The sequence below is a fragment of the Pseudomonas sp. C27(2019) genome, from assembly GCF_008807395.1.
GTDB lineage: Bacteria > Pseudomonadota > Gammaproteobacteria > Pseudomonadales > Pseudomonadaceae > Denitrificimonas.
The window spans coordinates 41377-65622 of record NZ_CP043320.1 but is presented as its reverse complement, the minus strand read 5'-3'; the positions used below and the strand labels follow the sequence as shown (position 1 = coordinate 65622).

Here is a 24246-nt window from a genome sequence, read left to right as displayed (position 1 = left end):
ATTAGGCCATGTAGTGCATACAGATAAATACTACATGAATATTTAAAAAAAAGCAGAGGGAAATATGTAAGGAGGTTTTTACTTATGCTTACTTTAACAGGCAAAAAAAACTCCGAACCTCACGGGGGGAGAGATTCGGAGTTGAAGCCCGGACTGCTAGGGGGTAGCCCGGATATCTGCCAACATAAAACACATCAAGGAGTGTCAAAAACGGCATCCATAACCATTCAAATACTCTGACTACCCAGTCCTGCGAATAGTTCCAGCCGCCTGCAAATTATTTTTTAGTGCGCCTGATCCCAATTATCACCCACCCCTGCCTCAACAATTAACGGCACATCTAAAGTTGCCCCTGCGCTCATCAATGGCAATAAACCATCACGTAGCGCGTCAACCTGATCTTCACGTACTTCCAGCACTAATTCATCATGCACCTGCATGATCACTCGCGCATCAAGGCCAGTCTCCGCCAGCCACTCATCCACCTTGATCATCGCGCGCTTAATGATATCGGCGGCACTGCCTTGCATCGGAGCATTAATTGCAGTGCGTTCAGCACCTTTTCGAATCGCAGCGTTTTTAGCCTTAATATCGGGCAAGTACAAGCGACGACCAAATAAGGTTTCTACATAACCTTGCTCACTGGCTTGCTGGCGTGTGCGCTCCATGTAATCAAGCACACCTGGGTAACGAGCAAAGTAGCGGTCCATATACATTTGCGCCTGACCTCGATCGCAACCAATTTGCTTGGCTAGTCCATGCGCACTCATGCCATAAATCAATCCGAAGTTAATCGCCTTAGCACTGCGCCGCTGATCGCTGCTTACCTCATCTAAAGCAACAGAAAACACTTCAGACGCAGTGGCTTTATGCACATCACGATCGTTGCGGAAAGCCTCAAGCAGGCCGGCATCTTGTGCTAAGTGCGCCATAATTCGTAGCTCAATTTGCGAGTAGTCAGCGGCCAACAATTTGTAGCCTTTAGGGGCAATAAAGGCTTGGCGAATACGACGACCTTCAGCGCTGCGAATAGGTATATTTTGTAGATTCGGGTCGCTCGATGATAAACGCCCCGTTGCGGTGACTGCTTGGTGATAACTGGTATGAATACGACCTGTCAGCGGGTTAATTTGCTCAGGCAAACGGTCAGTATAAGTGCTTTTTAGTTTGCTCAGACTGCGATACTGCATCAGCAACACTGGCAGTTCGTGGCCTTGCTCAGCCAATTCAGACAGAACCGCCTCAGCAGTGCTGGGCTGGCCTTTGGCGGTTTTTGCCAAAATTGGCAGCCCTAGTTTTTCATAGAGGACCACACCCAATTGTTTTGGTGAGGCTAAATTAAATGCCTCACCGGCAATTGCGAAGGTCTGGCGCTCCAGCTCAGTGAGTTTTTCTGCCAGCTCTAAGCTTTGTTGACCCAATAAATGCGCATCAACTAAGGCACCACAACGCTCGATGCGTGCCAATACTGGCATCAAGGGTATTTCAATACTGTCCAGTACATCTAACAGTGGCGGTATATCTTGCAGCTCTTTAATTAAGCGATTATGCAAACACAGGGTAATCTCTGCATCCTCTGCTGCATAAGGACCGGCAATAGTGAGATCAACCTGATCAAAAGTCAGCTGCTTAGCACCTTTACCCGCGACATCTTCAAAGCGAATGGTACTGCGATTTAAATAGCGCAGCGCCAAACTGTCCATATCATGACGCGTGGCGGTGGAATTGAGTACATAGGATTCCAACATGGTGTCAAAACGTACACCCTGCACAGCAATCTCATAACGCGCCAGCACGTTAATATCGTACTTACCGTTTTGGCAGACTTTGCTAATCGCTGGATCTTCCAGCAGTGGCCGTAATGCATCCAGCACTTTTTTCTTATCCAACTGCTCTGGCACGCCCATGTAACTGTGCGCCAAGGGCACATAAGCTGCCTCACCTTCAGCAACGGCAAAAGATATGCCGACTAAGCGTGCCTGCTGCGCATCCACACTGGTGGTTTCGGTATCAAAGGCAAACAACTTAGCTGCGCTTAAACGCTGCAGCCAATCCGCAAAGGCTTGGTCCGTGAGAATGGTGTGGTATTGCGCTTGAGACTCGGCCTCGGCTGCAGTCGGCTCAGTATCGGCATTGCTCTGTGCGTCAGGTGCAACAGGTGTTGCAAACAAATCATCAGCAGCACTACTTGGCGCAACGGTGTTAGCGTTATTGGATGCTGCACCACTGCGGCGGCGTATTTCATCTTGCCAGCTTTTAAATTCTAAACGCTGATACAGTTCCATTAAGATCTCGTCTTGTGGCTCCTGCATGCGCATCTGCTCAATATCCAGCTCTAGTTCAACATCAGTTTTGATCGTCGCCAGTTTACGCGACAAATACGCCATTTCACGATGCTCTAACAGCTTGGCACCTAGTGTTTTAGCCCCCCGAATCGGCAGACTGGCGACTTTATCGATGTTGTCATAAATCGCATCCATATCACCCAGACCAACCAATAAACCCAGCGCTGTTTTTTCACCCACCCCCGGCACACCAGGGATGTTGTCGGATTTATCACCCATCAAGGCTAAGTAATCAATAATGAGTTCGGGGCCAATACCAAATTTTTCTACCACCCCAGCACTGTCTGTTTTAGTGTTGTACATGGTATTGACTAAGCTCACATGACCATTGACCAGCTGTGCCATATCTTTATCGCCAGTGGAAACCACCACATCGCGTTCAGCCAACGTGCTACTGCGCGCCAGGGTGCCAATCACATCATCGGCTTCGACACCTTCTACGCATAAAAAAGGGAAGCCCATGGCCTTCACACACTCGTGCAAAGGTTCAATTTGCACGCGCAAGTCGTCTGGCATACGCGGGCGTTGTGCCTTGTACTCAGCAAAGAGCTCATCACGAAAGGTTGGCCCTTTAGCATCAAAAATCACCGTAATAACACTGTCAGGGTATTGCTTTTGCAAACTGCGCAGCATATTCAGTACGCCTTTAACCGCACCAGTCGGTACGCCTGTGGAAGTCATTAGCGGAGGCAGCGCGTGAAATGCACGATATAAATATGATGAGCCATCAACCAGAACTAAAGGAGCCTGAGACATGCGGATAACCAACCTTAATAACTAAAACAACGAAATAAATAACAGGATAATCAGCAAACTAGCATACAGGCAAACACCTTATAGCGCCCAGCCTGTAGCGTTAGCAGTCAATCTAACAATGTTACAGGCGTCTAAAATGATTCCCTGCGCGGGGTAGCGATTTTTTGCTAGCATGATCTGTGATACTGCCTGCATACGTTTAAGCCAACCCGGCTCTAACTTATGCAAGTCTATTTTTAGCGGTCAGCCTTGCCCATGCACGGATAACCACAGCGCCGCAGCTACCATAGGAGTTTACATGACTGACAAACTAAGCAGCGATGCCCTGCAAGCACTTAAAACCGCCTTTATTTATATGCCCAAAGCCATCGACGTTACCAAATACGAATACGGCGAGCATTATCAAGTCGTACTCGAGCACATTGAAACAGTGAAAGAAATGTTATTGCTCAACGATGTTGACCCTGAAGAGGTGTACGGCGAAATTGATCCTCAAAACACGCCTAATTCATCCTACTAAGCAGAGCACCGATAGGATCACACTGTGTCGATGGACTTAATGCCCTCTGACTGAGTGAGATTAAGAAACTCCATTAGGTGCTTGCTGTAACCTGAGTGCTGAGGCAAAGTATTTTTATCGCTGCCTTTGCAGCGAACAAGGCAACTTTGCCACTGCAATTATCTTTAATAAGCAACAATAAAAAGGATATAACGATGACTGACACTTGGCTTCCTTCCCTGATCACGGCCACGCCGCAAGAAGGCTTTGAGTTAGCTATAACGCTGAGCCGCCGCGGTGTGAAATACACCCAACCCGATATGGAAACGTTGAAAGCGCTACGTTCTGCTTATGCAGAGTCAGCGGATGGTTTGACTGCAGCATCACAAGTCATTGCCATCAACTTCCAAACGGTATCTGCAGCCAACAACTACTGGCGCAGTTAATCTATACGCTTTAAAGCGCAGCTTGGCGTCTTGTCTGTTTAAACACTTAAATGACAAGTGCGCCAAGCGCACAGATACACAACCCACACAATGCACTCAACTTCAATATCTGCAGCTAGGAGTCGGCACTAAGAGTTACAAGCACTCCACTATTTATCATGACCAAGGAAACTTTGGAGAGCGTCGCGCCAAAATTGAACTCTGAACTGGCTCATTCGACGCCAGAGCAACTGCAGCACAATGCGTCCAAATCCAGCAGTCGGCACTAAAGGTTACAAGCACTTCGCTATTGTCGTGACAAGCGAAGCCAAGGATGGCGTAGCGCCCGCATCGAAGCCAGGATGGATTCGTTAAGGGAAAAACGACAGTAGCGGGGTGCGTCATACGCGCAAAGACCTATAACACGCTCTGTGCAGTCAACTGTTGCGAATCAGTCACCCGAACAGGCAACCATATTAAACAAAAAACCAACACACACGACGCCTATCAAAAGAGAGAAATCACTTAGCCGACTGCGCCTGAATCTCAGCAAAATACTCAGCATCTAACGCACCAATATCGTACTGAGCCTGCGCAATCCACTCAAAAGCCCGTTGATTCAACTCAGCAATGGCACGCGGCCCTTCACCTTCAGCGTAAAGCGGCTGACCAATTACAACCTCAATCGTTCCGGGCTTTTTGCCCCAACCCACTTTAGGCCAAAACATTCCCGCATTATGTGCTATCGGCAAAACCGGCAAACCCGCATTCACCGCTAGAGAAGCACCGCCACGCGAAAACTTGCCAATTTGCCCGACCGGAATACGCGTACCCTCAGGAAAAATCAGCACCCAACAGTTTTGCTCTAAGCGCTCAGCGCCTTGCACGGCCAGTTGTTTAAGCGCTTGCTTGGGGTTATCACGGTCAATCGCAATGGGCTTGAGCATCGCCATTGCCCAGCCAAAAAACGGCACGCGCAATAGCTCTTTTTTTAACACTTGGCTGAGCGGCTGAAAGTACGCTGATAAAAAGAACGTCTCCCAAGTGCTTTGGTGTTTAGCCAAAATCACGCAGCGCTCAGTTGGAATATTTTCTGCACCGGTCACCCGATAATCCAAACCAATTATGTATTTAGCTAATCCCACGGCAAACCGACACCAATACACATTGATAAAGCGGTAACGTGCTGCAAAAGGTAAGAACGGCGCAATCAACAAGCTGATCAAACACCAAATAAGCGCGCTTAAGCCCAGTAAAAGATAAAAAACGACCGTTCTTAATCCGTAAATGACGCCCATATTCTTAGCCTTTAACCTAATAAATGATCTGCAACTGCTGATAAATCAGCAAACTTTAAAGTGTTATCAGGCACCGGCTTTTCAGCCGTTTGCTCACCTTTACCCGTGTATACCAAGACAGGTTGCGCATTGACGGCCACAGCCGCCTGCAAGTCACGCAAGCTATCGCCAACAAACCACACATTATCCAACTCTGTTTTATAGTGCTCGGCAATCTGCTCCAGCAAGCCGGCTCGCGGCTTACGGCACCCGCATCCATCATCAGGGCCATGCGGACAATAGCTAATCAAGCCCAAATGGCCGCCGCGCTGCTGCACTTCATCACGCAAAATTTGATGCATTGACTCTAAGGTGGGCACGCTGTAATAGCCGCGCGCCAAACCCGATTGATTGGTAGCAACGGTGACAGTCCAACCCGCGCGACTGAGCCGTGCAATAGCATCCAGTGCACCGGGCAGCGCAACCCACTCATCGACTGTTTTAATGTAATCATCCGAGTCGTAATTAATCACGCCATCACGATCGAGTATTATCAACTTCATAGGTGTTCCTTACGCACGGTGAGCTTAACTGGCATCAAACCCACCGCACGCCTACCGTGCATTAATCCAATACAGAAATATCTGCCACACCTAAGAACAACCCTCTTAACTGCGCCAATAGCGCATGCCGATTGGCGCGCACACTCGGCTCATCAGCGTTAACCATCACTGCAGTAAAGAAGGCGTCGACCGGCTCATGTAAGCTGGCCAAGCGCGTCAATATCTCAGTGTACTGATGGTTTTCAGCCAAAGGCGCAACCGCCTGTAGTGCCTGCTGCAAGGCCGCATATAAGGCAAACTCAGCGGGGCTATCAAAGTAACGTGCTTGCACTGCCTCAGCTTGCTCAGAGGCGTTTTTACCCAGCAAGTTAGACACGCGCTTATTGGCTGCAGCCAAGGCTTGCGCTTCAGGTAAGGCGCGGAAGTTTTGCACCGCTTGCACACGCTGATCAAAATCTAACGGCGACATCGGGTGCACAGCACGCACCGCTTGGTAGACAGCCACATCCACACCGGCGTCTTCATAACGCGCGCGTAGTCGATCAAAGATAAAGTCTAAGATTTTTTCTGCGAGGCCTGCACTATCAACTTTATCGGCATATTGGGCGATAGCGATGGTCACCAACTCAGCCAAATCAACATCCAGCTGTTTTTCAATCAACACCCGCAGCACACCTAGCGCAGCACGACGTAATGCATAGGGGTCTTTACTGCCGGTGGGCAGCATACCGATACCGAAAATACCAACCAAGGTATCCAGTTTATCGGCCACCGCAACAGCGGCACCGGTCGGTGTTGTCGGCAGTTCAGCGCCAGCACCACGCGGCATATATTGCTCATTTAATGCCAGCGCGATATCGCCGGCCTCGCCATCATTTTTTGCATAGTAATAGCCGGCAATCCCCTGCATCTCAGGGAACTCACCAACCATTTCAGTGGCTAGGTCACATTTGGATAACAAACCGGCACGCGCGGCATGCTCTGGGTTGCTACCGATTTTTTCAGCAATTACAGCGGCCAGTGTCGATACACGCACGGCTTTATCATAAACACTGCCCAATTGTGCTTGGAACACCACATTTTTCAGGCGCTCGTTGAATGACTCCAGCGGCTCTTTTTGGTCTTGCAGATAGAAAAACTCAGCATCAGTTAAGCGTGGACGCACAACTTTTTCATTACCAGAAATCACTTGCTGTGGATCACGGCTTTCAATATTGGCTACGGTAATAAAGCGCGGCAATAACGCGCCTTGACTATCCAACAAGCAGAAATACTTCTGATTGTCTTGCATGGTAATAATCAACGCTTCTTGCGGTACATCGAGGAAATGCTCTTCAAATGAGCACACCAGCGGTACTGGCCACTCAACCAAAGCGGTAACTTCATCCAATAACGAGGCTGGCATAATAGCGGTGCCTTGCTGCTCGGTCGCCAGCTTATTGACACGATTTTCAATCAAGGCACGGCGCTCGGCAAAATCAACCAAGACATAGGCGTTGCGCAGGGCTTCAACATAATCACTGGGCTGATTGAGCACCACATCGCTGTTGTGATGGAAACGGTGACCGCGTGAGGCACGGCCTGCGGTTTGCGCTAAAATCGTGCAATCAACGATATCCTCACCAAACAGCATCACCAACCACTGCGTCGGACGCACAAACTCTTCTTTGCGCGCACCCCAGCGCATACGCTTAGCAATCGGCAAGGCATTCAGCGATTCAGTGACAATGCTTGGCAATAAGCCAACGGTGTCCTGCCCTGCAATGTGCTGCTCAAAACGTAATTTGGCACCACTGCGATCAATCTCACCAATCTCAACGCCACATTTACGCGCAAAACCCAAAGCTGCCTTGGTCGGCTCACCTTGCTCATCAAACGCAGCTTTAACCGGCGGGCCGTCCATTGCTTGGGTTCGGTCATCTTGACGCTCGGCCAGTTGCTCAATCATTACTGCCAAACGGCGCGGCGCCGCATACACTTGCACAGCGCCATGGCTTAAACCGGCAGCTTGCAAGCCTTTTTTAATGCCATCAGAAAAAGCCTTGGCTAAGGTGTTGAGCGTTTTGGGTGGCAGCTCTTCGGTACCCAGTTCAACTAAAAAGTCACGCGCACTCATTGTTCAATCTCCAGCTTGGCCAATACTTCATCACGCAATGCATCTGGCGCCATAGGAAAGCCTAATTTGGCCCGCGCTTCTAAATAACTTTGCGCCACTGCTCGCGCCAAGGTACGCACACGCAAAATATAACGCTGACGCTCAGTCACCGAAATAGCACGACGCGCATCCAGCAAGTTAAAGGTGTGCGAGGCTTTCAACACCATTTCATAACTGGGTAACGGTAAATTCAACAAGCTTAAACGTGCCGCTTCATTTTCGTAAAAATCAAACTGTTCAAAAAGCTTTTCGACGTTGGCATGCTCAAAGTTATAAGTGGACTGCTCCACTTCGTTTTGGTGGAACACATCACCATAGGTCACTGTACCAAAGGGGCCATCGGTCCAGATCAGGTCATACACTGAATCTACGCCCTGAATGTACATGGCTAAACGCTCAAGGCCGTAGGTGATCTCACCGGTCACCGGATAGCACTCAATACCACCCACTTGCTGGAAATAAGTAAACTGAGTGACCTCCATGCCATTGAGCCAGACTTCCCAGCCTAAGCCCCAGGCGCCTAATGTCGGTGACTCCCAGTTGTCTTCGACAAAACGAATATCGTGCACCAGAGGATCAACACCAATATGGCGCAAAGACTCTAGATACAGCTCTTGGATATTATCTGGGTTGGGCTTGAGCACCACCTGGAACTGATAATAATGTTGCAAGCGGTTGGGGTTATCGCCATAACGGCCATCGGTGGGACGGCGTGACGGCTGCACATAAGCGGCGTTCCAGGTTTCTGGACCTAAAGCGCGTAAAAAGGTTGCGGTATGGAAGGTGCCAGCACCCATTTCCATATCGTAGGGTTGCAGCACCACACAGCCCTGCTCAGCCCAAAAGCTCTGCAAGGCGAGAATCAGATCTTGGAAGGTACGCACGGCGGCGGTTGTCTGGGTCACAATAGATATCCACAATTAAAGATGGGCAGAAAGCTTGGGAGTATACCCAAATACGGGCGCTTCCGCAGCGGGCATTCGTCGCTGCAGCGCACATTATTAATAGCCAGTCGCTGAGAATATTTAGCACACCAATTAATGTATGCAGCAGAGAGGCTAATCCTGCGCCAAACTAGGCTCCGCTTCTGTCGTTATTTAGACCGCACGGTTCTCGAATCTGCTATCGCTTGACCCTGCACAACAAAGGCTCTAAAACAAAGATTCACTTGATTGCTGACGGGCTTCATCATGTCCAATAACACCCCAATAAACGCTTTAAGCGATTTATTAAGCGCGCAACAACAGGCTTTTCAGGCGCAACCCATGCCCAGCGCTGAGCAACGCATTGAATGGTTACGTGCTTTACGCGGCGTGTTGGTCAGTGAAAAGAAGCTGCTAGCCGAGACCATCAGCGCGGATTTTAGCCATCGCAGTCATAATGAAACCTTGTTAGCCGAATTAATGCCCAGTCTTGAAGGTATTGATTATGCTTGTAAACGTATTAAGCGCTGGATGAAACCATCACTGCGTAAAGTCGGCATCGCTTTTCAACCCGCCTCAGCCAAGGTGATCTACCAGCCACTCGGTGTGGTGGGTGTGATTGTGCCGTGGAACTACCCGTTATTTTTAAGCATCGGCCCCTTAACTGGCGCACTGGCGGCGGGTAACCGGGTGATGATCAAGATGAGTGAGCACACCCCGCGTACAGCGCAATTGCTGAAAGAGTTATTAGCGCGGATATTCTCAGAAGACTTGGTTTGTGTGGTGCAGGGTGAAGCGGACCTGGCCGCCGCGTTTTCCGAACTGCCGTTTGATCACCTGCTGTTTACCGGCTCAAGCCAGGTCGGTAAACATGTGATGCGTGCTGCTGCAAAAAACCTTACCCCAGTCACCTTAGAGTTAGGCGGCAAATCTCCGGCGATTATCAGCGCGGACATGCCGTTAACTGAAGCCGCCGAGCGAATTGCCTTTGGCAAAATGGTCAACTCAGGCCAAACCTGCGTCGCCCCCGACTATATTCTAGTGCCAGAAACACGCGTTGATGAGTTTGTCGAAGCAATGCGCAGCACCGTACTCAAATTCTATCCAAAACTGGCCGACAACCCTGACTACACAGCCATTATCAATCCACAGCATCAGCAGCGCTTGCAAGACACCCTTAGCGATGCCACCAATAAAGGTGCAGAGGCAATTGCCATGCATGCAGAAGGGCAAGGCCAGCGCATGCCTTTAACCCTATTGCTGAACGTAACTGATGACATGCGCGTGATGCAGGATGAAATCTTCGGCCCAATTTTACCCATCGTCAGCTACCAAACGCTGGATGATGCCTTAGCTTACATTCGTCAGCGGCCACGGCCTTTAGCGCTGTATTATTTTGGTTATGAGCGCGCCGAACAACAGCATGTGCTGCATAACAGCCATGCCGGTGGCGTGTGTATTAACGATACGCTGCTGCATGTGGCGCAGCATGATTTGCCCTTTGGCGGTATCGGCCCGTCCGGCATGGGTCATTATCATGCGCACGAAGGGTTCTTAACTTTTAGCCATAGTAAGGCCGTATTCAGCAAGCAGAAATTGAATGCCGCCAAGCTGATTTACCCACCCTATGGCGGTTGGCTGCAAAAGCTGATTTTGAGATTTTTTGTGCGCTAAACCAGTACCAAATGCGAGGCTAAGCCATGCCCCACACTGTTCAGAGTGCCGAGTATTCTCGGCGCAGCTTTCTCAAACTCAGCGCTGCTTCTGCAGCGACCTTGAGTGTACTCAGCCTTTCAGCCAGCCTGACCGGCTGCAGCAGCGAGCCGGCGAGCAGCGGTTTTTTAGTGCTGCGCGGTGATGATCTAGAGTGTTTAAGTGCGCTGCTGCCGGTGCTCTACAGCGGCGCAATCAGTACAGAGCAGATGAGCAGTCACCTACACAGCACGCTACGCGCCATTGACGATAATTTGGCCAGCTTTTCGCCAGCGATGCGCAAACTCACTTTGCAACTGTTCGACGTTCTCAACAACCCGCTGACCCGGGGCCCGTTAACTGGAGTTTGGGGTGCTTGGCCAAACGCATCAACTGCAGATATTCAACACTTTCTTAAACGCTGGGAAAACAGCCGTTTTGACTTATTAAAAATGGGCCATAACGCCCTATTGCAACTGGCCATGCTCGCCCATTATGGCCAGCCCAGTGCCTGGCAACACTGCGGCTACCCTGGCCCACCCGTACTGCAATAATCGCAAGCAGCACGCTCAAGTTTTTTTCCACAATAACAATATCGAGAGCCCCTATGTCCATTCCAGACCCTTTCCTGCAAGGCATCGACAGCGGTTGGCAAGTACACAATGCCTCGCTATTAGACAACGACCTGCAACTGGAAGCAGATGTAGTGATTGTCGGCAGTGGCGCTGGCGGCGCAACCAGTGCTGAGTTATTAAGCGCTGCGGGCCTGCGCGTATTGATCGTTGAAGAAGGACCATTGCGCACCAGCACTGACTTCAAAATGCAAGAACCCGAGGCCTACAGCGAGCTGTATCAAGAAGGCATGGGGCGCATGAGTAAAGACGGCGCCATCACGATTATGCAGGGCCGTGCAGTGGGCGGCACCACGCTGATTAACTGGACCTCCAGTTTTCGTACACCACCTGAAACCCTTGAGCATTGGACGCACGAGCATGCGGTCAGTGGTTTAGACAAAGACACCCTACGCCCTTGGTTTGAACGCTTAGAGCAACGCCTTGGCGTCGCGCCTTGGTCAGTTCCCGCCAACGCCAACAATGAAGTGATCAAGCGCGGCTGCGCAGCACTGAATCTGGACTGGGCAGTGATTCCGCGTAATGTGCGCGGCTGCGCCAACCTAGGCTATTGCGGTATGGGCTGCCCGATTAACGCCAAACAATCGATGCTGGTCACCAGCATTCCTGCCAGCTTAAACAAGGGCGGCAGCCTGCTGTATTTAGCCCGCGCCGAACGCTTAATAATTGAAAAGGACCGTGTGCAACAGCTGCAATGTCATGCCCTAGATGCCCGTGGTGTCGAGCGCAGTGGTCACAAAATCATAATTCGCGCCAAGCACTATATTCTCGCCGGCGGCGGTATCAATACCCCAGCGATTTTAATGCGCTCAAAAGCGCCCGATCCACACCAACGCTGTGGCAAGCGCACCTTTTTACACACAACCAACTTTTCCGCAGCGCAGTTTGCCGATCAGGTAAATCCCTTTTACGGCGCACCGCAATCCATTTACAGCGATCACTTCCAATGGCGTAACGGCGCCAGCGGACCGATTGGCTACAAGCTTGAAGTACCACCGCTGCACCCTGCCTTTGCCGCGACCATTCTTGGCAGCTACGGTGAGCTGAATGCACAGCGCATGGCGCAACTGCCCAACACCCACATGATGATCGCCTTAATGCGCGACGGCTTTCACCCTGACAGCGCCAGCGGCACCGTGGAATTACGCAGTGATGGTAGCCCTGTCTTGGATTATCAGATGACACCCTATACGTGGGACGGTATCCGCCGCGCCTATCACAGCATGGCCGAGATTCAGTTTGCTGCCGGCGCGCAAAAAGTTTTCCCAGTACATGCTGATGCTGACTACGTAACAGACCTCCCCAGCGCTAAAACTCTGATCGATGGCTTGGACTTATCTTTATACCGTGCACGCTTAGGCAGCGCCCATGTGATGGGCGGTTGTGCTATGAGTGACGACGCCAAACGGGGTGTGACCAATAGTTTAGGCGTGCATCATCAACTGGAGAATCTATCCATTCACGATGGCTCTTTATTTCCAACCAGCATTGGTGCCAACCCACAACTGTCCATTTATGCGCTGTGCGCTTTATTAAGCGAGAGGCTGATCCAGCGACTGACGAGCGATTAAAGCTAAAAATCATTGTAATCTGTTGGTCGCCAAGGCCTGTCGCGCGTAGACTAGCCACTCTTTTCTGGGCTTTTCTGCGCAGAGCTGATAGTTATAAGTTATTCACTCTTCACGCTTTGCTCAGTGGGATGCCGCATGTCAGTTTTGAAGTCATTTAGATCATTATATTTTGCCACCCTTTTGATGCTGCTCGGCTCCGGTTTGCTAAGTACCTATTTAGCTCTGCATGTGGCTGAGCGGGCTGATGGTATCTGGGTCGGTGCTTTAATGACCGGCTTTTACTTAGGCTTGGTGCTGGGCGGTAAGCTCGGCCACCGCCTGATCGCCCGTGTCGGACATATTCGAACCTATGTCGCCAGTGCAGGTATTGTCACCGCCGCTGTTTTACTGCACGGTATAACTGAAAGTTTACCCGCATGGCTAGCACTGCGTGTTGTGGTCGGTCTTTGCATGATGTCGATGTACATGGTGGTGGAAAGTTGGCTCAATGAGCAAAGCACTTCCAATGAGCGCGGCATGGTGTTCTCTGGCTATATGATGGCCTCCTACCTCGGCATGGTTTTAGGTCAGCTGGTGTTGGCAGCAATGCCTGAATTAGACATTAACCTGCTGCTGCTTGTTGCCCTATGTTTTTCATTATGCTTGGTGCCGGTAGCGCTCACTCGACGCATTCACCCGGAGCCTTTGCACCCAGCACCGCTGGAGCCACGCTATTTTTTCAAGCGTGTACCACTCTCAATGATTACCAGCTTAGCAGCCGGTGCAATGGTTGGTTCTTTTTATGGTTTAGCGCCTTTATACGCCAGCCGTATCGGCTTATCCACGCAAATGATCGGTTTCTTTATGGCCACCTGTATTGTTGCAGGTCTAATGGTACAAGGCCCGCTGGGCTGGCTGTCTGATCGCGTCGATCGCCCTAAACTGATCCGTTTTTGCAGTGCTCTGCTAATGTTGATTGCACTACCGCAAGCTATCTGGAATGACCTCCCTATCCTGCTTGTTTTTATTGGCGGTTGTTTCACCTGCGTGTTGTTATTTAGCCTTTATCCGCTGGCAGTGGCCTTTGCTAATGACAATATTGAAGCTGAAAAGCGTGTGTCGCTGACTGCGGTATTACTGACCACCTTTGGCCTAGGTGCAAGTATCAGTCCGCTTTTAGTCGGTGCGCTAATGAAGACTCTTGGACCGAACATGTTGTTTTTATCCTTTAGCTTATTTGCCATGTATATCACTATCCGTGTTCGTTCTCAGGTGATTACTGGTGAGACTCTCAGCGATGAAGCGCCCTTGCAGCATATTTATATGCCCGATGGTATCAGCAGCTCACCTTTAGCCGCTGCGCTTGACCCGCGTATTGAAGAAAGTCACGTATACGAGCAGATGCAAGACTGCCCATTACCTGATATTCCTGAGGAATCAGAAGAGCAACATTATTAATGCGTAGAATGCAGGTTAAACCCCAGCCCGCATGGTCTAGGCACGCCCAGCACTGAGAATGCAGACTGGGCGTGCAATCTAACGCCAGCCCTATCACCTGTTAGTCTGTCTGTCCGCAGTTGCATCCATAGATGCTTATTCCAGCCAAAACAGGGTGCTCTGTTGGCAGCTCTGCGTGCATTAAACAGCTACCCCGCACGCCGACCTGACAAAGTAGGCGCATGGCTTTAGAATAGCTGTTTTAATTGACCGACAACGCCATGCATACACTCCGCCTCATGCGCACTGATGATTTAGTAGCAATTATGGACATCCAGCTCGATGTCTATCCCGATGTACTGCAAGAAGCACCTGGAATTGTTGCTCAGCGCTTTGCCCAAGCTCCAGACTTGGCTCTGGTCGCTGAAGATAAGCGCGGTATTTGTGGTTACTTATTCAGCTATCGCTCACAGCAAGGCGCAATCACGCCACTCGACGGTCTATTTCTCGAGCCGCCACACAGCGACTGCCTGTACTTGCATGACCTAGCAGTTGCACCCCGCGCACTGAAACGTGGTATTGGCCCCAGCTTGGTTAAGCATAAGTTTAATATTGCCCGTGCTGCCGGGTTACAACACTGCGCTTTAGTTTCAGTGCAGGACTCTGCTCCTTTTTGGCAGCGCTTAGGCTTTGAAAAACAAGACACAGTCAACCCTGAACAAGCCGATGCGTTGGAGTCCTACGGTGTGCCTGCAGTGTATATGCAAAGAAGCTTATGATAATGACTGAAGAGCAGCGTAACCTGCGCACATACAGTTCTTCTATCCCCTTTTAATCAACACAACGCTGGCAACCGGCGAGGACAGTGTATGGAATTTGCGCTTTATTTACTGCTCGGTGCTGCCGCAGGCGTGTTAGCCGGCTTATTTGGTGTAGGCGGCGGGCTGATTATTGTGCCTGTGCTGGTGTTTAGCTTTAGCACCCAAGGCTTTGCCCCTGAAATCCTAACGCATTTAGCGGTCGGCACATCCTTAGCGACGATTGTTTTCACTTCGATTAATTCAATTCGCGAACACCACCGCCGTGGCGCGGTGCAATGGGACATGTTTCGCTGGCTGACCCCTGGGATTCTTGCCGGTGCGGCGGTTGGCGGCGTGACCGCTGCGTTGATTAACGGCCCAGCATTGCAAAAGATTATCGGCGTCTTCGCGATTTGTATGGCGATTCAACTGGCGCTGAATCTCACACCTAAAGCCGCACGCCCACAGCCGCAACGCCCTGAGCTGATCGCTGCCGGTGGCGTGATTGGTTGGGCCTCAGCCATCTTTGGTATTGGCGGCGGTTCACTCACAGTACCTTTTCTGGTGTGGCGCAGTGTGCCTATCCAAAAAGCGGTGGCAACTTCTGCCGCCTGTGGTTTTCCAATTGCGCTGGCCGGTGCTGTGGTATTTATGGTCACCGGCTGGCAGGACAGCCAGCTGCCAGAGTGGAGCCTAGGCTTTGTTTACTTACCCGCGCTACTGGGCATTGCACTGACATCAGTGTTTTTTGCACGCTTTGGTGCCAAACTCGCACATAAGCTTTCAGCGCTGTTATTGAAGCGCTTATTTGCCCTGCTGCTAACCATTGTTGGCCTCAGTTTTTTGCTTAACTAAGGATTTCACATGCTCAGTTACCCCAACATTGACCCTGTGGCCATTGCCCTTGGGCCGCTCAAAATTCACTGGTACGGCTTAATGTACTTAGTCGGCATTGGCGGTGCCTGGTGGTTGGCCAGTCGTCGCTTACACCGCTTTGATGCGCAGTGGACGAAAGACACACTGTCTGACTTAGTGTTCTGGGTAGCGATGGGCATCATCATAGGTGGGCGTTTAGGCTATGTGCTGTTTTACGATATGGCCGCCTATATTGATAACCCAGCGCTGGTGCTGCGTATTTGGGAAGGTGGGATGTCTTTCCATGGTGGCTTTCTTGGGGTGATGCTGGCGGTCTGGTTGTTTGGTCGCAAGCATAAGAAAAGTTTTTTCCAGCTAATGGACTTTATTGCGCCCTTGGTTCCGATCGGTTTGGGCGCTGGCCGCATCGGTAATTTTATTAATGCTGAACTCTGGGGCAAAGCCACTGATGTGCCATGGGCGATGATTTTCCCTACTGATCCAGAACAACTGGCTCGGCACCCCTCGCAGCTGTATCAGTTTGCCTTGGAAGGCGTCGCCCTGTTTGTCATTTTATGGCTGTATTCACGCAAGCCACGCCCGACCATGGCCATCTCTGGCATGTTTGCATTGTGTTACGGCATCTTCCGCTTTATTGTCGAATTCGTCCGCGTCCCTGATGCACAACTGGGTTACTTAGCCTTTGACTGGCTGACCATGGGCCAAGTACTGTGCATCCCAATGATTGTCGGCGGTATTGGCTTAATTGTATTTGCATATAAGCGTCAAGAGGTGGCACAACAATGAAACAGTATCTCGACTTAATGCGTCATGTGCGCGATCAGGGTGTGGATAAAAGCGACCGCACCGGCACCGGTACACGCAGCGTGTTTGGCCACCAAATGCGTTTTGATTTAAACGCAGGCTTTCCACTGGTCACCACGAAAAAGTGCCACTTAAGATCCATCATTCATGAGCTGCTGTGGTTTTTGCAGGGCGATACCAATATCAAATACCTCAAAGACAATGGTGTACGGATTTGGGATGAGTGGGCCGATGAAAATGGCGATTTAGGCCCCGTCTACGGCTATCAATGGCGTAACTGGCCAACGCCCAATGGCGAGTCAATTGATCAAATCAGCAACGTGATTGCGATGATTAAAAACAACCCTGATTCGCGCCGCTTAATGGTCAGCGCATGGAATCCAGCCTTGGTTGATGATATGGCCTTACCGCCCTGCCATGCACTGTTTCAGTTTTATGTGGCTGACGGCAAACTCAGCTGCCAGCTCTATCAGCGTTCAGCAGATATTTTCCTTGGCGTGCCCTTTAACATTGCCAGCTATGCCCTGCTAACCATGATGGTGGCACAGGTCTGTGGCCTGAAGCTGGGTGACTTTATTTGGAGCGGGGGCGACTGCCATCTGTATTCCAATCATATGGATCAAGTTGAAGAACAACTGAGCCGTGAGCCATTTGCCTTACCTACCATGAAAATCAATCCTCAAGTCAGCTCAATTTTCGACTTTAGCATTGATGACTTTGAGCTCTGTGATTATCAGGCGCACCCACATATCAAGGCTAAAGTGGCTGTTTAAGACAGGTATCGGCTATTGGTTAACTGCTTATTGAGCAGCATTGTTTTACTATGCTGCTCAAGCACAACATTTTTCAGCGCAGGCTCAGCGTTCCACCAGCGTGCTAAGCCTGCCACTCCAACACTATAGGTTTCGCTATGTACGACTGGCTAAACGCACTACCCAAAGCAGAACTGCACATGCATTTAGAAGGCTCATTAGAACCTGAGTTGATGTTCCAACTGGCTGAGCATAATAAAATCAAGCTGCCTTGGGACTCTGTTGAAACGCTGCGTAGTGCCTATAACTTCAATAATTTGCAGGAATTTTTGGACATCTATTATCAAGGTGCCAATGTCTTGCAAACTGAGCAGGACTTTTACGACCTGACTTGGGCCTATTTAAAGAAATGTGAAGAGCAGAACGTCATCCATGTTGAGCCCTTCTTTGACCCGCAAACGCACACGGCACGCGGCGTTTCCATGGAAGTGGCGATCACTGGCATCAGTGAAGCCTTGGCTGATGCGCGGGACTTACTGGGCATCAGCAGCGGCTTAATTCTCAGCTTTTTACGGCATTTACCTGAAGACGAAGCCTTTGCCACCTTGCAGCAAGCGATGCCGTTTCGTGATTTGTTTTTTGCCGTCGGTCTGGACAGCTCAGAAGCAGGCCATCCGCCCAGCAAATTTAGCAATGTCTTTGCCAAAGCCCGCGCTGAAGGATTCTTAGCCGTGGCCCATGCCGGTGAAGAAGGCCCACCAGAGTACATTTGGCAGGCCTTGGATTTACTTAAAGTCAGCCGTATCGACCACGGCGTGCGTGCTTGGGAAGATCAACGCTTAATGGCGCGCTTGATTGAAGAGCAAATCCCCCTCACCGTATGCCCGCTGTCCAACACCAAACTGCGGGTCTACCAAGAAATGAGCGAGCATCCAATTTTACAGATGCTTGAGCAAGGCGCGATGGTCACCGTCAACTCAGATGACCCTGCCTATTTTGGTGGTTATTTGACCGAGAACTTTCATGCGCTGTATACAGATTTAGGCATGACTAAAGAGCAAGCCCAGCGCTTGGCAGAAAATAGCCTTAACGCACGTTTAGCGCCGTAATCACGATAATGTCAGCCAGCAGGCAGCAGATCCTCGATTGGGCAGCCAGTGGCCACCTCGCTGCTGACAAACTTGAGCAAGCGCTGGCTGTCACCAACAGTATACCCAGCGCTGCGAATAATCTGCGTTTTCTCAGCCGTGTGGTGTTGGCTTTTGCCGTATTGCTGCTATGCAGTGGCGTGATTTTCTTTTTTGCCTATAACTGGGATAACTTAAGCCGCTATAGCAAATTTGCCCTCGCCCAAGGCGCGTTAATTGTGTCATTACTGCCTTTGCTGCGGGTTAATCTGCAGCAGCCTGCTGGCCAAGCAGCGATGTTTGCCGCCAGTTTATTAGTCGGTGCGCTGCTGGCGCTGGTTGGGCAGACCTATCAAAGCGGCGCTGACACCTATGAGTTATTTGTAGTCTGGGCGGCGTTGATCACGCCTTGGGTGCTGCTCGCTCGTATGCCAGCGCTGTGGCTGTTACTGCTGGTCTTGCTCAATGTGAGCCTGGTGTTGGCGCTGAATGTTCTCTCTATCCGCCATTTATTCGCACCCTTTAGCAATCTGGGCTGGTCTTTCTTCGCCTTGAATAGCGCTGCTGCTGGCCTGTGGATGCTAGCAACCCAGCGCTTATCGGCAACGCGCCTGCTGCGCTGGGGTGAGCGCGTGATCAATCTATACAGCTTGCTGATCATTACTGTCTTAGCGATTGGCTATGTCTATTCGTGGTCAAACCCTGATGGACTAACGTTACCCGTTTGGGCTGCGTTCAGTGCCTTATGGTTGTATCTGTATCGCCTACGTCAGCTCGACCTGATGATGCTCTCTGCTTTGGTTATGGCTGCCATTGTATTAACAGTGGCGACTCTAGCGCATGCGTTCTCAGGCATTCTCCCCAACGACGGCCTGTATTTTCTGCTGGCCCTGCTGGTCACTGGTTTATCCAGTGCCGGTGCGGTTTGGCTGAGAAAACTCAGCCAGCATGCTACTTTAGCCAGCAGTTCTAGGAACACGCCATGACTCAATCCGCTGCACTCTGGCGACAACTGCAACAGGCTGGTTTGGTCACAGGCGAGATGCCAATGCCTAACCCTGATGATCAGCCTCCTGCTCTTTTCCTGCGTATCTTGCTCGGCGCTAGCGGTTGGTTATCTGCCGTATTTTTCTGTGTGTTTATTGCCGCTTTTTTTGTCAGTTTTTTATCGCAAGCCAGCAGTATGTGGACTGTGGGCGTTGTTTTATGCGCGCTCAGTATCTGGATCAGCCGCATGGCGAAGATTCCTTTATTTGTCGAACAGTTTACCTTTGCCTGCAGCCTTGCTGGGCAAGTCTTTGTTGTCTATGGCATCTGGGAAAGCTCTGCTAGCGGTCAACTGGCTGCCGCCGCTCTGCTGATCTTGGAACTGATTTTATTTGCCTCTATGGGTGTTCGTAGCCAACGTGCTACTGCTGTCTTTCTCGCCTGTGCTGCATTGCTGTGGTTGCTTGGGCAGCACGCTTGGCTGTATGCGCAACCCGTGCTCAGTGCGGCAGCGGCTTGGCTATGGCTTAATCGTTTGCGCCTCTACAAAGGCGCAGCTTATCTGCAGCCTGCATCTATCGGTTTAACCCTGGCCTTATGCGCAACGATTTTTATTGCGCTGCTAGCCAACAGCACTGAACTCACATGGCTGCGCCTGGCACCTAGCAACTGGCACACCCAAGTATGGGTTGCCGCCGCATTGAGCAGCTTAGTCTGTCTGTTTCTGGCTTGGCAACTGATCCAGCGCAGCGTGCAGCAACCTCAGCTGCGCACTATCGCGCTATTGGTCAGCATTGGGATTGGCCTCATTAGCCTTAAAATGCCCGGCCTTGCGCCTTTATGCTTACTGCTATGCATCGGTGTGGCGCTCGCGCATACGCGCCTTATTTGGCTCAACTTAGTATGTTTAACACTGTATCTGCTGCTCTATTACTACAGTTTAAATAACAGCCTGCTGTATAAGTCGATACTGCTGTGTACCAGCGGCGCGCTCTTATTAAGTCTTTATGCGCTACTCAATCGCTATGCAAACACTCTGGCAGCCGAGGGCAAGGCACATGCGTAAATGGCTGATTCTGTTCTGTGCGCTTTTGATTCTTGCTGTGGTCAACGTCAGTATTTGGCAAAACGAGAAGCTGATCAAAGATGGCGAAACGGTATTGCTAGAGTTAGCGCCGGTTGATCCGCGCTCATTGATGCAAGGCGATTATATGGCGCTACGCTTTGCCATGGCCGATGCCATACGCGGGAAGCTGCATAATAAAAACGAGAGTTTAACAGGACAGGTTATTGTGCAACTCGATGCACAGAGGCGCGCCAGCTTGGTCGGGCTGGATACACAGCAGAAGCTAGAGGATGACCAATTGCGTCTGCAGTTTCGCTTACGTAATGGCCAAATCAAGTTCGCCACCAATGCGTTCTTCTTTGAAGAAGGCACTAGCAATGTCTATGAGCAAGCACAATACGGGCTATTTCGGGTTGGCAAAGAGGGTCAGCTGATATTGACCCACTTAGTTGATGCACAGCTGCAAACGCTGGGGCAGTCCAAGCCTTTGCAAGCTATAGATGCTGCAACACAGCGCTAATTTATAACGGCTTAGCGCCCATCAGGGCGCTGGTCACCAATAAGTTAAGCAGCACTAGCACTGCCCAAAGCAAGGCAAAGGCTTGCTGGCGTGGGCTAGTCTCGAGCTCATTGGCCAGCTGTGTTTGCCAGCGACTGAGGTTGCCGTACAACAAGCCACCAAAAATAAACAGCACAGGCATCAAAATGATACTAATCGTCAGCCACATTTGGCTCAAAGGTCGACCTGATAAGTGACTCAACCACCAGCCGGTTATCGGCAACGTCACTGCCAGTATGCTAAATACTGGCAAGCTGATCATGCAGGTGCGGCGTAGTTTTTGTGCAAGCACGACTGGCCCTTTATTTTTAGCACGCCAAACAATGGCGATATGCACAAGCACACCCAGAATCAGTAAAACTGCGGGGACACTGTGACTGATACGCAACACTAAATAACTATCCAAACTGTATTACTCCTAAAACCTATTAACCGGCACAGCATTAAACTGACTATCAGCCTAAGCAGGCTCAGCCTAACCTAAAAACAACTGATAAGCCGGGTTATCCGTTTCATCCCAGTAGCGGTAACCAATTTTATCTAAAGCGTCTGCTATCAGTGGCTGCTCGTCTTTAGGCACCTGCAGCGCCGCCAAAACACGCCCCACAGCAGCGCCATGATTACGATAATGGAACATGGAGATATTCCAGCGCCCACCGAGCTTATTTAAAAAGTTAAATAAAGCGCCCGGACGGTCTGGGAATTCAAAACGAAATACCCGCTCACTGCTCACCGCATCGGCATGCCCGCCAACCATGTGACGAATATGCAACTTTGCCATTTCGTTCTCAGTCAGATCAACCACAGGAAAGCCTTGTTCGCGCAAATTCTTAAGCAAGCCTGCCCGTGGATCAAGTTCTGGGTGGGTTTGCACGCCGACAAAAATATGCGCGACACCATCGCTGTGATAACGGTAATTAAACTCGGTAATCTGACGCTTACCCAGTGCTTCACAGAACTGCTTAAAGCTGCCCGGCTTTTCTGGGATGGTTACCGCGATAATCGCTTCGCGCTGCTCACCTAGCTCGGCACGCTCGGCAACATGGCGCAGGCGATCGAAATTAACATTGGCACCAGAATCAATCGCAACGAAGTTTTCATTAACAATCCCCGTGCGGCCAATATATTTTTTAATCCCTGCTACCGCTAGGGCACCAGCTGGCTCAGTAATCGAACGGGTATCATCATAAATATCTTTCATCGCCGCACAGATTTCATCGGTACTGACAGTGATCACTTCATCAACGTAGTCACGGCAAATGGCAAAGGTGTGCTTGCCTATTTGCGTGACCGCAACGCCATCAGCAAATAGTCCCACCTGCGGTAGCACCACACGCTCACCTGCGGCTAACGCTTGCTGTAAGCAGTTGGAATCATCTGGCTCCACACCAATAATTTTCACTTCAGGGCGTACATACTTAATATACGCCGCCACGCCAGCAATCAAACCACCACCACCGCAAGGCACAAATACCGCATGCAATGGACCTTGATGCTGACGCAAAATCTCCATCGCCACCGTGCCTTGCCCTGCAATCACATCCGGATCGTCATAGGGATGGATATACACCAAGCCTTTTTCTTCAACCAACTTAAGTGAATGCGCTAAGGATTCTGGAAACGCATCGCCATGCAACACCACCCGTGCGCCACGCGCGCGCACCGCTTTAACTTTAATTTCTGGAGTGGTTTTCGGCATAACAATGGTGGCTTTAATGCCGAGAAACTTTGCCGCCAGCGCTACACCCTGTGCATGATTGCCCGCCGAGGCCGTCACTACACCACAGGCGCGCTCTTCTGCGCTGAGCTGTACAATTTTGTTGTAGGCGCCACGAATCTTAAAAGAAAAGACCGGCTGTAAATCTTCGCGTTTGAGCAAAATCGTATTGCCCAAGCGCTCAGATAATTGTGGCGCAGCGTGCAGCGGTGTTTCCTGCGCCACGTCATAGACGCGGGCGGTTAAGGTTTTTTTTACATAATGTTCAAGCATGGCGAGTTCACTAAACTGTACGACAAAGTCAAACAGTCTACTCCACCGTTAACAACTCAACCACATGCATGCAGTTAAGTCGCTATAATCAGTGCATATTCCTTTTCTACCGGAGTCTCTCGTGAATCAAGATCAACTCAAACAAGCGGTTGCCCAAGCAGCGCTTGACTATATCCTTCCGCACCTCGAACCACGCAGCATCATTGGTGTCGGCACAGGCTCTACCGCAAACTTTTTTATTGATTTACTGGCTAAGCATAAATATGACTTTGCTGGCGCTGTGGCCAGCTCGGAAGCCACTGCTGAGCGTTTAAAGCAACATGACATCAGTGTGCATGACCTCAACTCAGTGCAAGATTTGCAGTTTTATGTGGACGGTGCTGATGAGTGCAATAAATATTTAGAACTGATTAAAGGGGGTGGTGCAGCGCTAACCCGTGAAAAAATTGTTGCCGCCGTGGCCAAGACCTTTATTTGCATTGCCGATGACAGCAAAAAGGTAGGCGTACTCGGTCAATTCCCACTGCCTGTTGAAGTCATCCCAATGGCACGCAGCTATGTGGCTCGTGAACTGCTTAAGCTCGGTGGTGATCCAGTCTATCGCATGGGTGTGGTGACCGATAACGGCAATGTGATTTTAGATTTACACAATATACAAATCACTGACCCGCGCGGTTTAGAAGAAAAAATCAATAATATCGTCGGTGTGGTGTGCAGTGGACTTTTTGCTTGGCGCCCTGCCGATGTTTTATTGCTTGGCACCAGCAGCGGTGTCGAAACCTTAGTGCGCAAGCCTTAAGCTGACACCAGTATAAGGCGGTTTATACAGCCGCCTTACGCTTTTCAAACCCAGGCTGCAACCTAGCAGAAGCTAAGTTGCCTGCTCACGGACGGAGCCGGCTCAGTCAAATCACACTCAACCACTACCCGTACAGACAGCGTAAGTGGTTGCTAGCTCGATGCGATTCCATTGTGAGCTTTTTTGCAGCTTTGCTATTGTTTGTTAATAGCTGCTAACGTGTCTTAGTCTG

22 protein-coding genes are annotated in these 24246 nt (G+C 50.4%); 15 read left to right on the top strand and 7 right to left on the bottom strand.

Annotation, left to right across the window (positions count from 1 at the left end; translation table 11 throughout):
- Positions 1-284 precede the first annotated feature (284 nt).
- Entirely contained in the window at positions 285-3101 is a 2817-nt protein-coding gene (polA, locus tag FXF61_RS00265; protein WP_151183382.1) for a DNA polymerase I, read from the bottom strand.
- A 298-nt stretch (positions 3102-3399) separates the two neighbouring features.
- On the opposite strand from polA, the gene FXF61_RS00260 reads away from it, so the two are divergent.
- Positions 3400-3621 carry a penicillin-binding protein gene (locus FXF61_RS00260; protein ID WP_151183381.1) on the top strand — a complete coding sequence of 74 codons (222 nt, stop codon included), beginning with the start codon at positions 3400-3402 and terminating at the stop codon, positions 3619-3621.
- A gap of 194 nt (positions 3622-3815) precedes the next feature.
- Positions 3816-4046: a hexameric tyrosine-coordinated heme protein gene (locus FXF61_RS00255; protein ID WP_022966134.1), complete on the top strand. Its 231-nt coding sequence runs from the start codon at positions 3816-3818 to the stop codon at positions 4044-4046.
- Positions 4047-4546: 500 nt separating this feature from the next.
- Here FXF61_RS00255 and FXF61_RS00250 read toward each other — a convergent pair whose 3' ends face one another.
- The 4 genes from FXF61_RS00250 to glyQ all read right to left on the bottom strand — a co-directional run bounded on the left by FXF61_RS00250 (position 4547) and on the right by glyQ (position 8925).
- On the bottom strand, positions 4547-5323 hold the full coding sequence (locus FXF61_RS00250) for a 1-acyl-sn-glycerol-3-phosphate acyltransferase (RefSeq protein ID WP_151183380.1): 777 nt from the start codon (positions 5321-5323) through the stop codon (positions 4547-4549).
- 11 nt (positions 5324-5334) lie between these two features.
- The gene (gene gmhB, locus FXF61_RS00245; protein WP_151183379.1) at positions 5335-5865 is read right to left on the bottom strand and encodes a D-glycero-beta-D-manno-heptose 1,7-bisphosphate 7-phosphatase; all 531 of its coding nucleotides are present in this window, start codon (positions 5863-5865) and stop codon (positions 5335-5337) included.
- 61 nt (positions 5866-5926) lie between these two features.
- Positions 5927-7981 carry a glycine--tRNA ligase subunit beta gene (gene glyS, locus FXF61_RS00240; RefSeq protein ID WP_151183378.1) on the bottom strand — a complete coding sequence of 685 codons (2055 nt, stop codon included), beginning with the start codon at positions 7979-7981 and terminating at the stop codon, positions 5927-5929.
- Positions 7978-8925 (bottom strand): glycine--tRNA ligase subunit alpha, encoded by a 948-nt coding sequence (gene glyQ / locus FXF61_RS00235; protein ID WP_151183377.1) that lies wholly within the window; start codon positions 8923-8925, stop codon positions 7978-7980. Before glyQ ends, glyS begins: the two co-directional genes overlap by 4 nt.
- Before the next feature lie 285 nt (positions 8926-9210).
- Between glyQ and FXF61_RS00230 the strand changes: the two genes are divergently transcribed.
- The 12 genes from FXF61_RS00230 to FXF61_RS00175 all read left to right on the top strand — a co-directional run bounded on the left by FXF61_RS00230 (position 9211) and on the right by FXF61_RS00175 (position 21186).
- Complete coding sequence (locus FXF61_RS00230; RefSeq protein WP_151183376.1) at positions 9211-10617, top strand: coniferyl aldehyde dehydrogenase; 1407 nt, start codon at positions 9211-9213, stop codon at positions 10615-10617.
- 26 nt (positions 10618-10643) lie between these two features.
- Positions 10644-11189, top strand: a complete 546-nt coding sequence (locus FXF61_RS00225) for a twin-arginine translocation signal domain-containing protein (protein ID WP_151183375.1) — start codon at positions 10644-10646, stop codon at positions 11187-11189.
- Between the two features lie 53 nt (positions 11190-11242).
- Positions 11243-12838 carry a GMC family oxidoreductase gene (locus FXF61_RS00220; RefSeq protein WP_151183374.1) on the top strand — a complete coding sequence of 532 codons (1596 nt, stop codon included), beginning with the start codon at positions 11243-11245 and terminating at the stop codon, positions 12836-12838.
- Positions 12839-12973: 135 nt separating this feature from the next.
- Positions 12974-14275 carry an MFS transporter gene (locus FXF61_RS00215; protein ID WP_151183373.1) on the top strand — a complete coding sequence of 434 codons (1302 nt, stop codon included), beginning with the start codon at positions 12974-12976 and terminating at the stop codon, positions 14273-14275.
- 260 nt (positions 14276-14535) lie between these two features.
- Entirely contained in the window at positions 14536-15033 is a 498-nt protein-coding gene (locus tag FXF61_RS00210) for a GNAT family N-acetyltransferase (RefSeq protein WP_306108663.1), read from the top strand.
- Positions 15034-15123: 90 nt separating this feature from the next.
- Entirely contained in the window at positions 15124-15909 is a 786-nt protein-coding gene (locus FXF61_RS00205; RefSeq protein WP_151183372.1) for a sulfite exporter TauE/SafE family protein, read from the top strand.
- Between the two features lie 9 nt (positions 15910-15918).
- The gene (lgt, locus tag FXF61_RS00200; RefSeq protein ID WP_151183371.1) at positions 15919-16716 is read left to right on the top strand and encodes a prolipoprotein diacylglyceryl transferase; all 798 of its coding nucleotides are present in this window, start codon (positions 15919-15921) and stop codon (positions 16714-16716) included.
- Positions 16713-17507 (top strand): thymidylate synthase, encoded by a 795-nt coding sequence (locus tag FXF61_RS00195; RefSeq protein ID WP_151183370.1) that lies wholly within the window; start codon positions 16713-16715, stop codon positions 17505-17507. The genes lgt and FXF61_RS00195 overlap by 4 nt, the downstream gene beginning before the upstream one ends.
- Positions 17508-17644: 137 nt before the next feature.
- Positions 17645-18595, top strand: a complete 951-nt coding sequence (locus FXF61_RS00190; RefSeq protein ID WP_151183369.1) for an adenosine deaminase — start codon at positions 17645-17647, stop codon at positions 18593-18595.
- Positions 18596-18603: 8 nt separating this feature from the next.
- Positions 18604-19599, top strand: a complete 996-nt coding sequence (locus tag FXF61_RS00185) for a DUF2157 domain-containing protein (RefSeq protein WP_151183368.1) — start codon at positions 18604-18606, stop codon at positions 19597-19599.
- The gene (locus FXF61_RS00180) at positions 19596-20666 is read left to right on the top strand and encodes a DUF4401 domain-containing protein (protein WP_151183367.1); all 1071 of its coding nucleotides are present in this window, start codon (positions 19596-19598) and stop codon (positions 20664-20666) included. The genes FXF61_RS00185 and FXF61_RS00180 overlap by 4 nt, the downstream gene beginning before the upstream one ends.
- Positions 20659-21186, top strand: a complete 528-nt coding sequence (locus FXF61_RS00175; protein ID WP_151183366.1) for a GDYXXLXY domain-containing protein — start codon at positions 20659-20661, stop codon at positions 21184-21186. Before FXF61_RS00180 ends, FXF61_RS00175 begins: the two co-directional genes overlap by 8 nt.
- A gap of 1 nt (position 21187) precedes the next feature.
- On the opposite strand, the gene FXF61_RS00170 is transcribed toward FXF61_RS00175, so the two are convergent.
- Positions 21188-21631, bottom strand: coding sequence for a DUF2269 family protein (locus FXF61_RS00170; RefSeq protein ID WP_151183365.1), 444 nt, complete (start codon positions 21629-21631; stop codon positions 21188-21190).
- Between the two features lie 69 nt (positions 21632-21700).
- Positions 21701-23215 carry a threonine ammonia-lyase, biosynthetic gene (gene ilvA, locus FXF61_RS00165; protein ID WP_151183364.1) on the bottom strand — a complete coding sequence of 505 codons (1515 nt, stop codon included), beginning with the start codon at positions 23213-23215 and terminating at the stop codon, positions 21701-21703.
- Between the two features lie 121 nt (positions 23216-23336).
- Between ilvA and rpiA the strand changes: the two genes are divergently transcribed.
- Complete coding sequence (rpiA, locus tag FXF61_RS00160; protein ID WP_151183363.1) at positions 23337-24014, top strand: ribose-5-phosphate isomerase RpiA; 678 nt, start codon at positions 23337-23339, stop codon at positions 24012-24014.
- The last annotated feature ends 232 nt before the right edge of the window (positions 24015-24246 follow it).

What these genes read in the sequence shown, in the direction of transcription:
- polA (WP_151183382.1), bottom strand. Translation starts at nt 3,101, where the DNA reads ATGTCTCAGGCTCCTTTAGTTCTGGTTGATGGCTCATCATATTTATAT.
- FXF61_RS00260 (WP_151183381.1), top strand. Translation starts at nt 3,400, where the DNA reads ATGACTGACAAACTAAGCAGCGATGCCCTGCAAGCACTTAAAACCGCC.
- FXF61_RS00255 (WP_022966134.1), top strand. Translation starts at nt 3,816, where the DNA reads ATGACTGACACTTGGCTTCCTTCCCTGATCACGGCCACGCCGCAAGAA.
- FXF61_RS00250 (WP_151183380.1), bottom strand. Translation starts at nt 5,323, where the DNA reads ATGGGCGTCATTTACGGATTAAGAACGGTCGTTTTTTATCTTTTACTG.
- gmhB (WP_151183379.1), bottom strand. Translation starts at nt 5,865, where the DNA reads ATGAAGTTGATAATACTCGATCGTGATGGCGTGATTAATTACGACTCG.
- glyS (WP_151183378.1), bottom strand. Translation starts at nt 7,981, where the DNA reads ATGAGTGCGCGTGACTTTTTAGTTGAACTGGGTACCGAAGAGCTGCCA.
- FXF61_RS00230 (WP_151183376.1), top strand. Translation starts at nt 9,211, where the DNA reads ATGTCCAATAACACCCCAATAAACGCTTTAAGCGATTTATTAAGCGCG.
- FXF61_RS00225 (WP_151183375.1), top strand. Translation starts at nt 10,644, where the DNA reads ATGCCCCACACTGTTCAGAGTGCCGAGTATTCTCGGCGCAGCTTTCTC.
- FXF61_RS00220 (WP_151183374.1), top strand. Translation starts at nt 11,243, where the DNA reads ATGTCCATTCCAGACCCTTTCCTGCAAGGCATCGACAGCGGTTGGCAA.
- FXF61_RS00215 (WP_151183373.1), top strand. Translation starts at nt 12,974, where the DNA reads ATGTCAGTTTTGAAGTCATTTAGATCATTATATTTTGCCACCCTTTTG.
- FXF61_RS00210 (WP_306108663.1), top strand. Translation starts at nt 14,536, where the DNA reads ATGCATACACTCCGCCTCATGCGCACTGATGATTTAGTAGCAATTATG.
- FXF61_RS00205 (WP_151183372.1), top strand. Translation starts at nt 15,124, where the DNA reads ATGGAATTTGCGCTTTATTTACTGCTCGGTGCTGCCGCAGGCGTGTTA.
- lgt (WP_151183371.1), top strand. Translation starts at nt 15,919, where the DNA reads ATGCTCAGTTACCCCAACATTGACCCTGTGGCCATTGCCCTTGGGCCG.
- FXF61_RS00195 (WP_151183370.1), top strand. Translation starts at nt 16,713, where the DNA reads ATGAAACAGTATCTCGACTTAATGCGTCATGTGCGCGATCAGGGTGTG.
- FXF61_RS00190 (WP_151183369.1), top strand. Translation starts at nt 17,645, where the DNA reads ATGTACGACTGGCTAAACGCACTACCCAAAGCAGAACTGCACATGCAT.
- FXF61_RS00185 (WP_151183368.1), top strand. Translation starts at nt 18,604, where the DNA reads ATGTCAGCCAGCAGGCAGCAGATCCTCGATTGGGCAGCCAGTGGCCAC.
- FXF61_RS00180 (WP_151183367.1), top strand. Translation starts at nt 19,596, where the DNA reads ATGACTCAATCCGCTGCACTCTGGCGACAACTGCAACAGGCTGGTTTG.
- FXF61_RS00175 (WP_151183366.1), top strand. Translation starts at nt 20,659, where the DNA reads ATGCGTAAATGGCTGATTCTGTTCTGTGCGCTTTTGATTCTTGCTGTG.
- ilvA (WP_151183364.1), bottom strand. Translation starts at nt 23,215, where the DNA reads ATGCTTGAACATTATGTAAAAAAAACCTTAACCGCCCGCGTCTATGAC.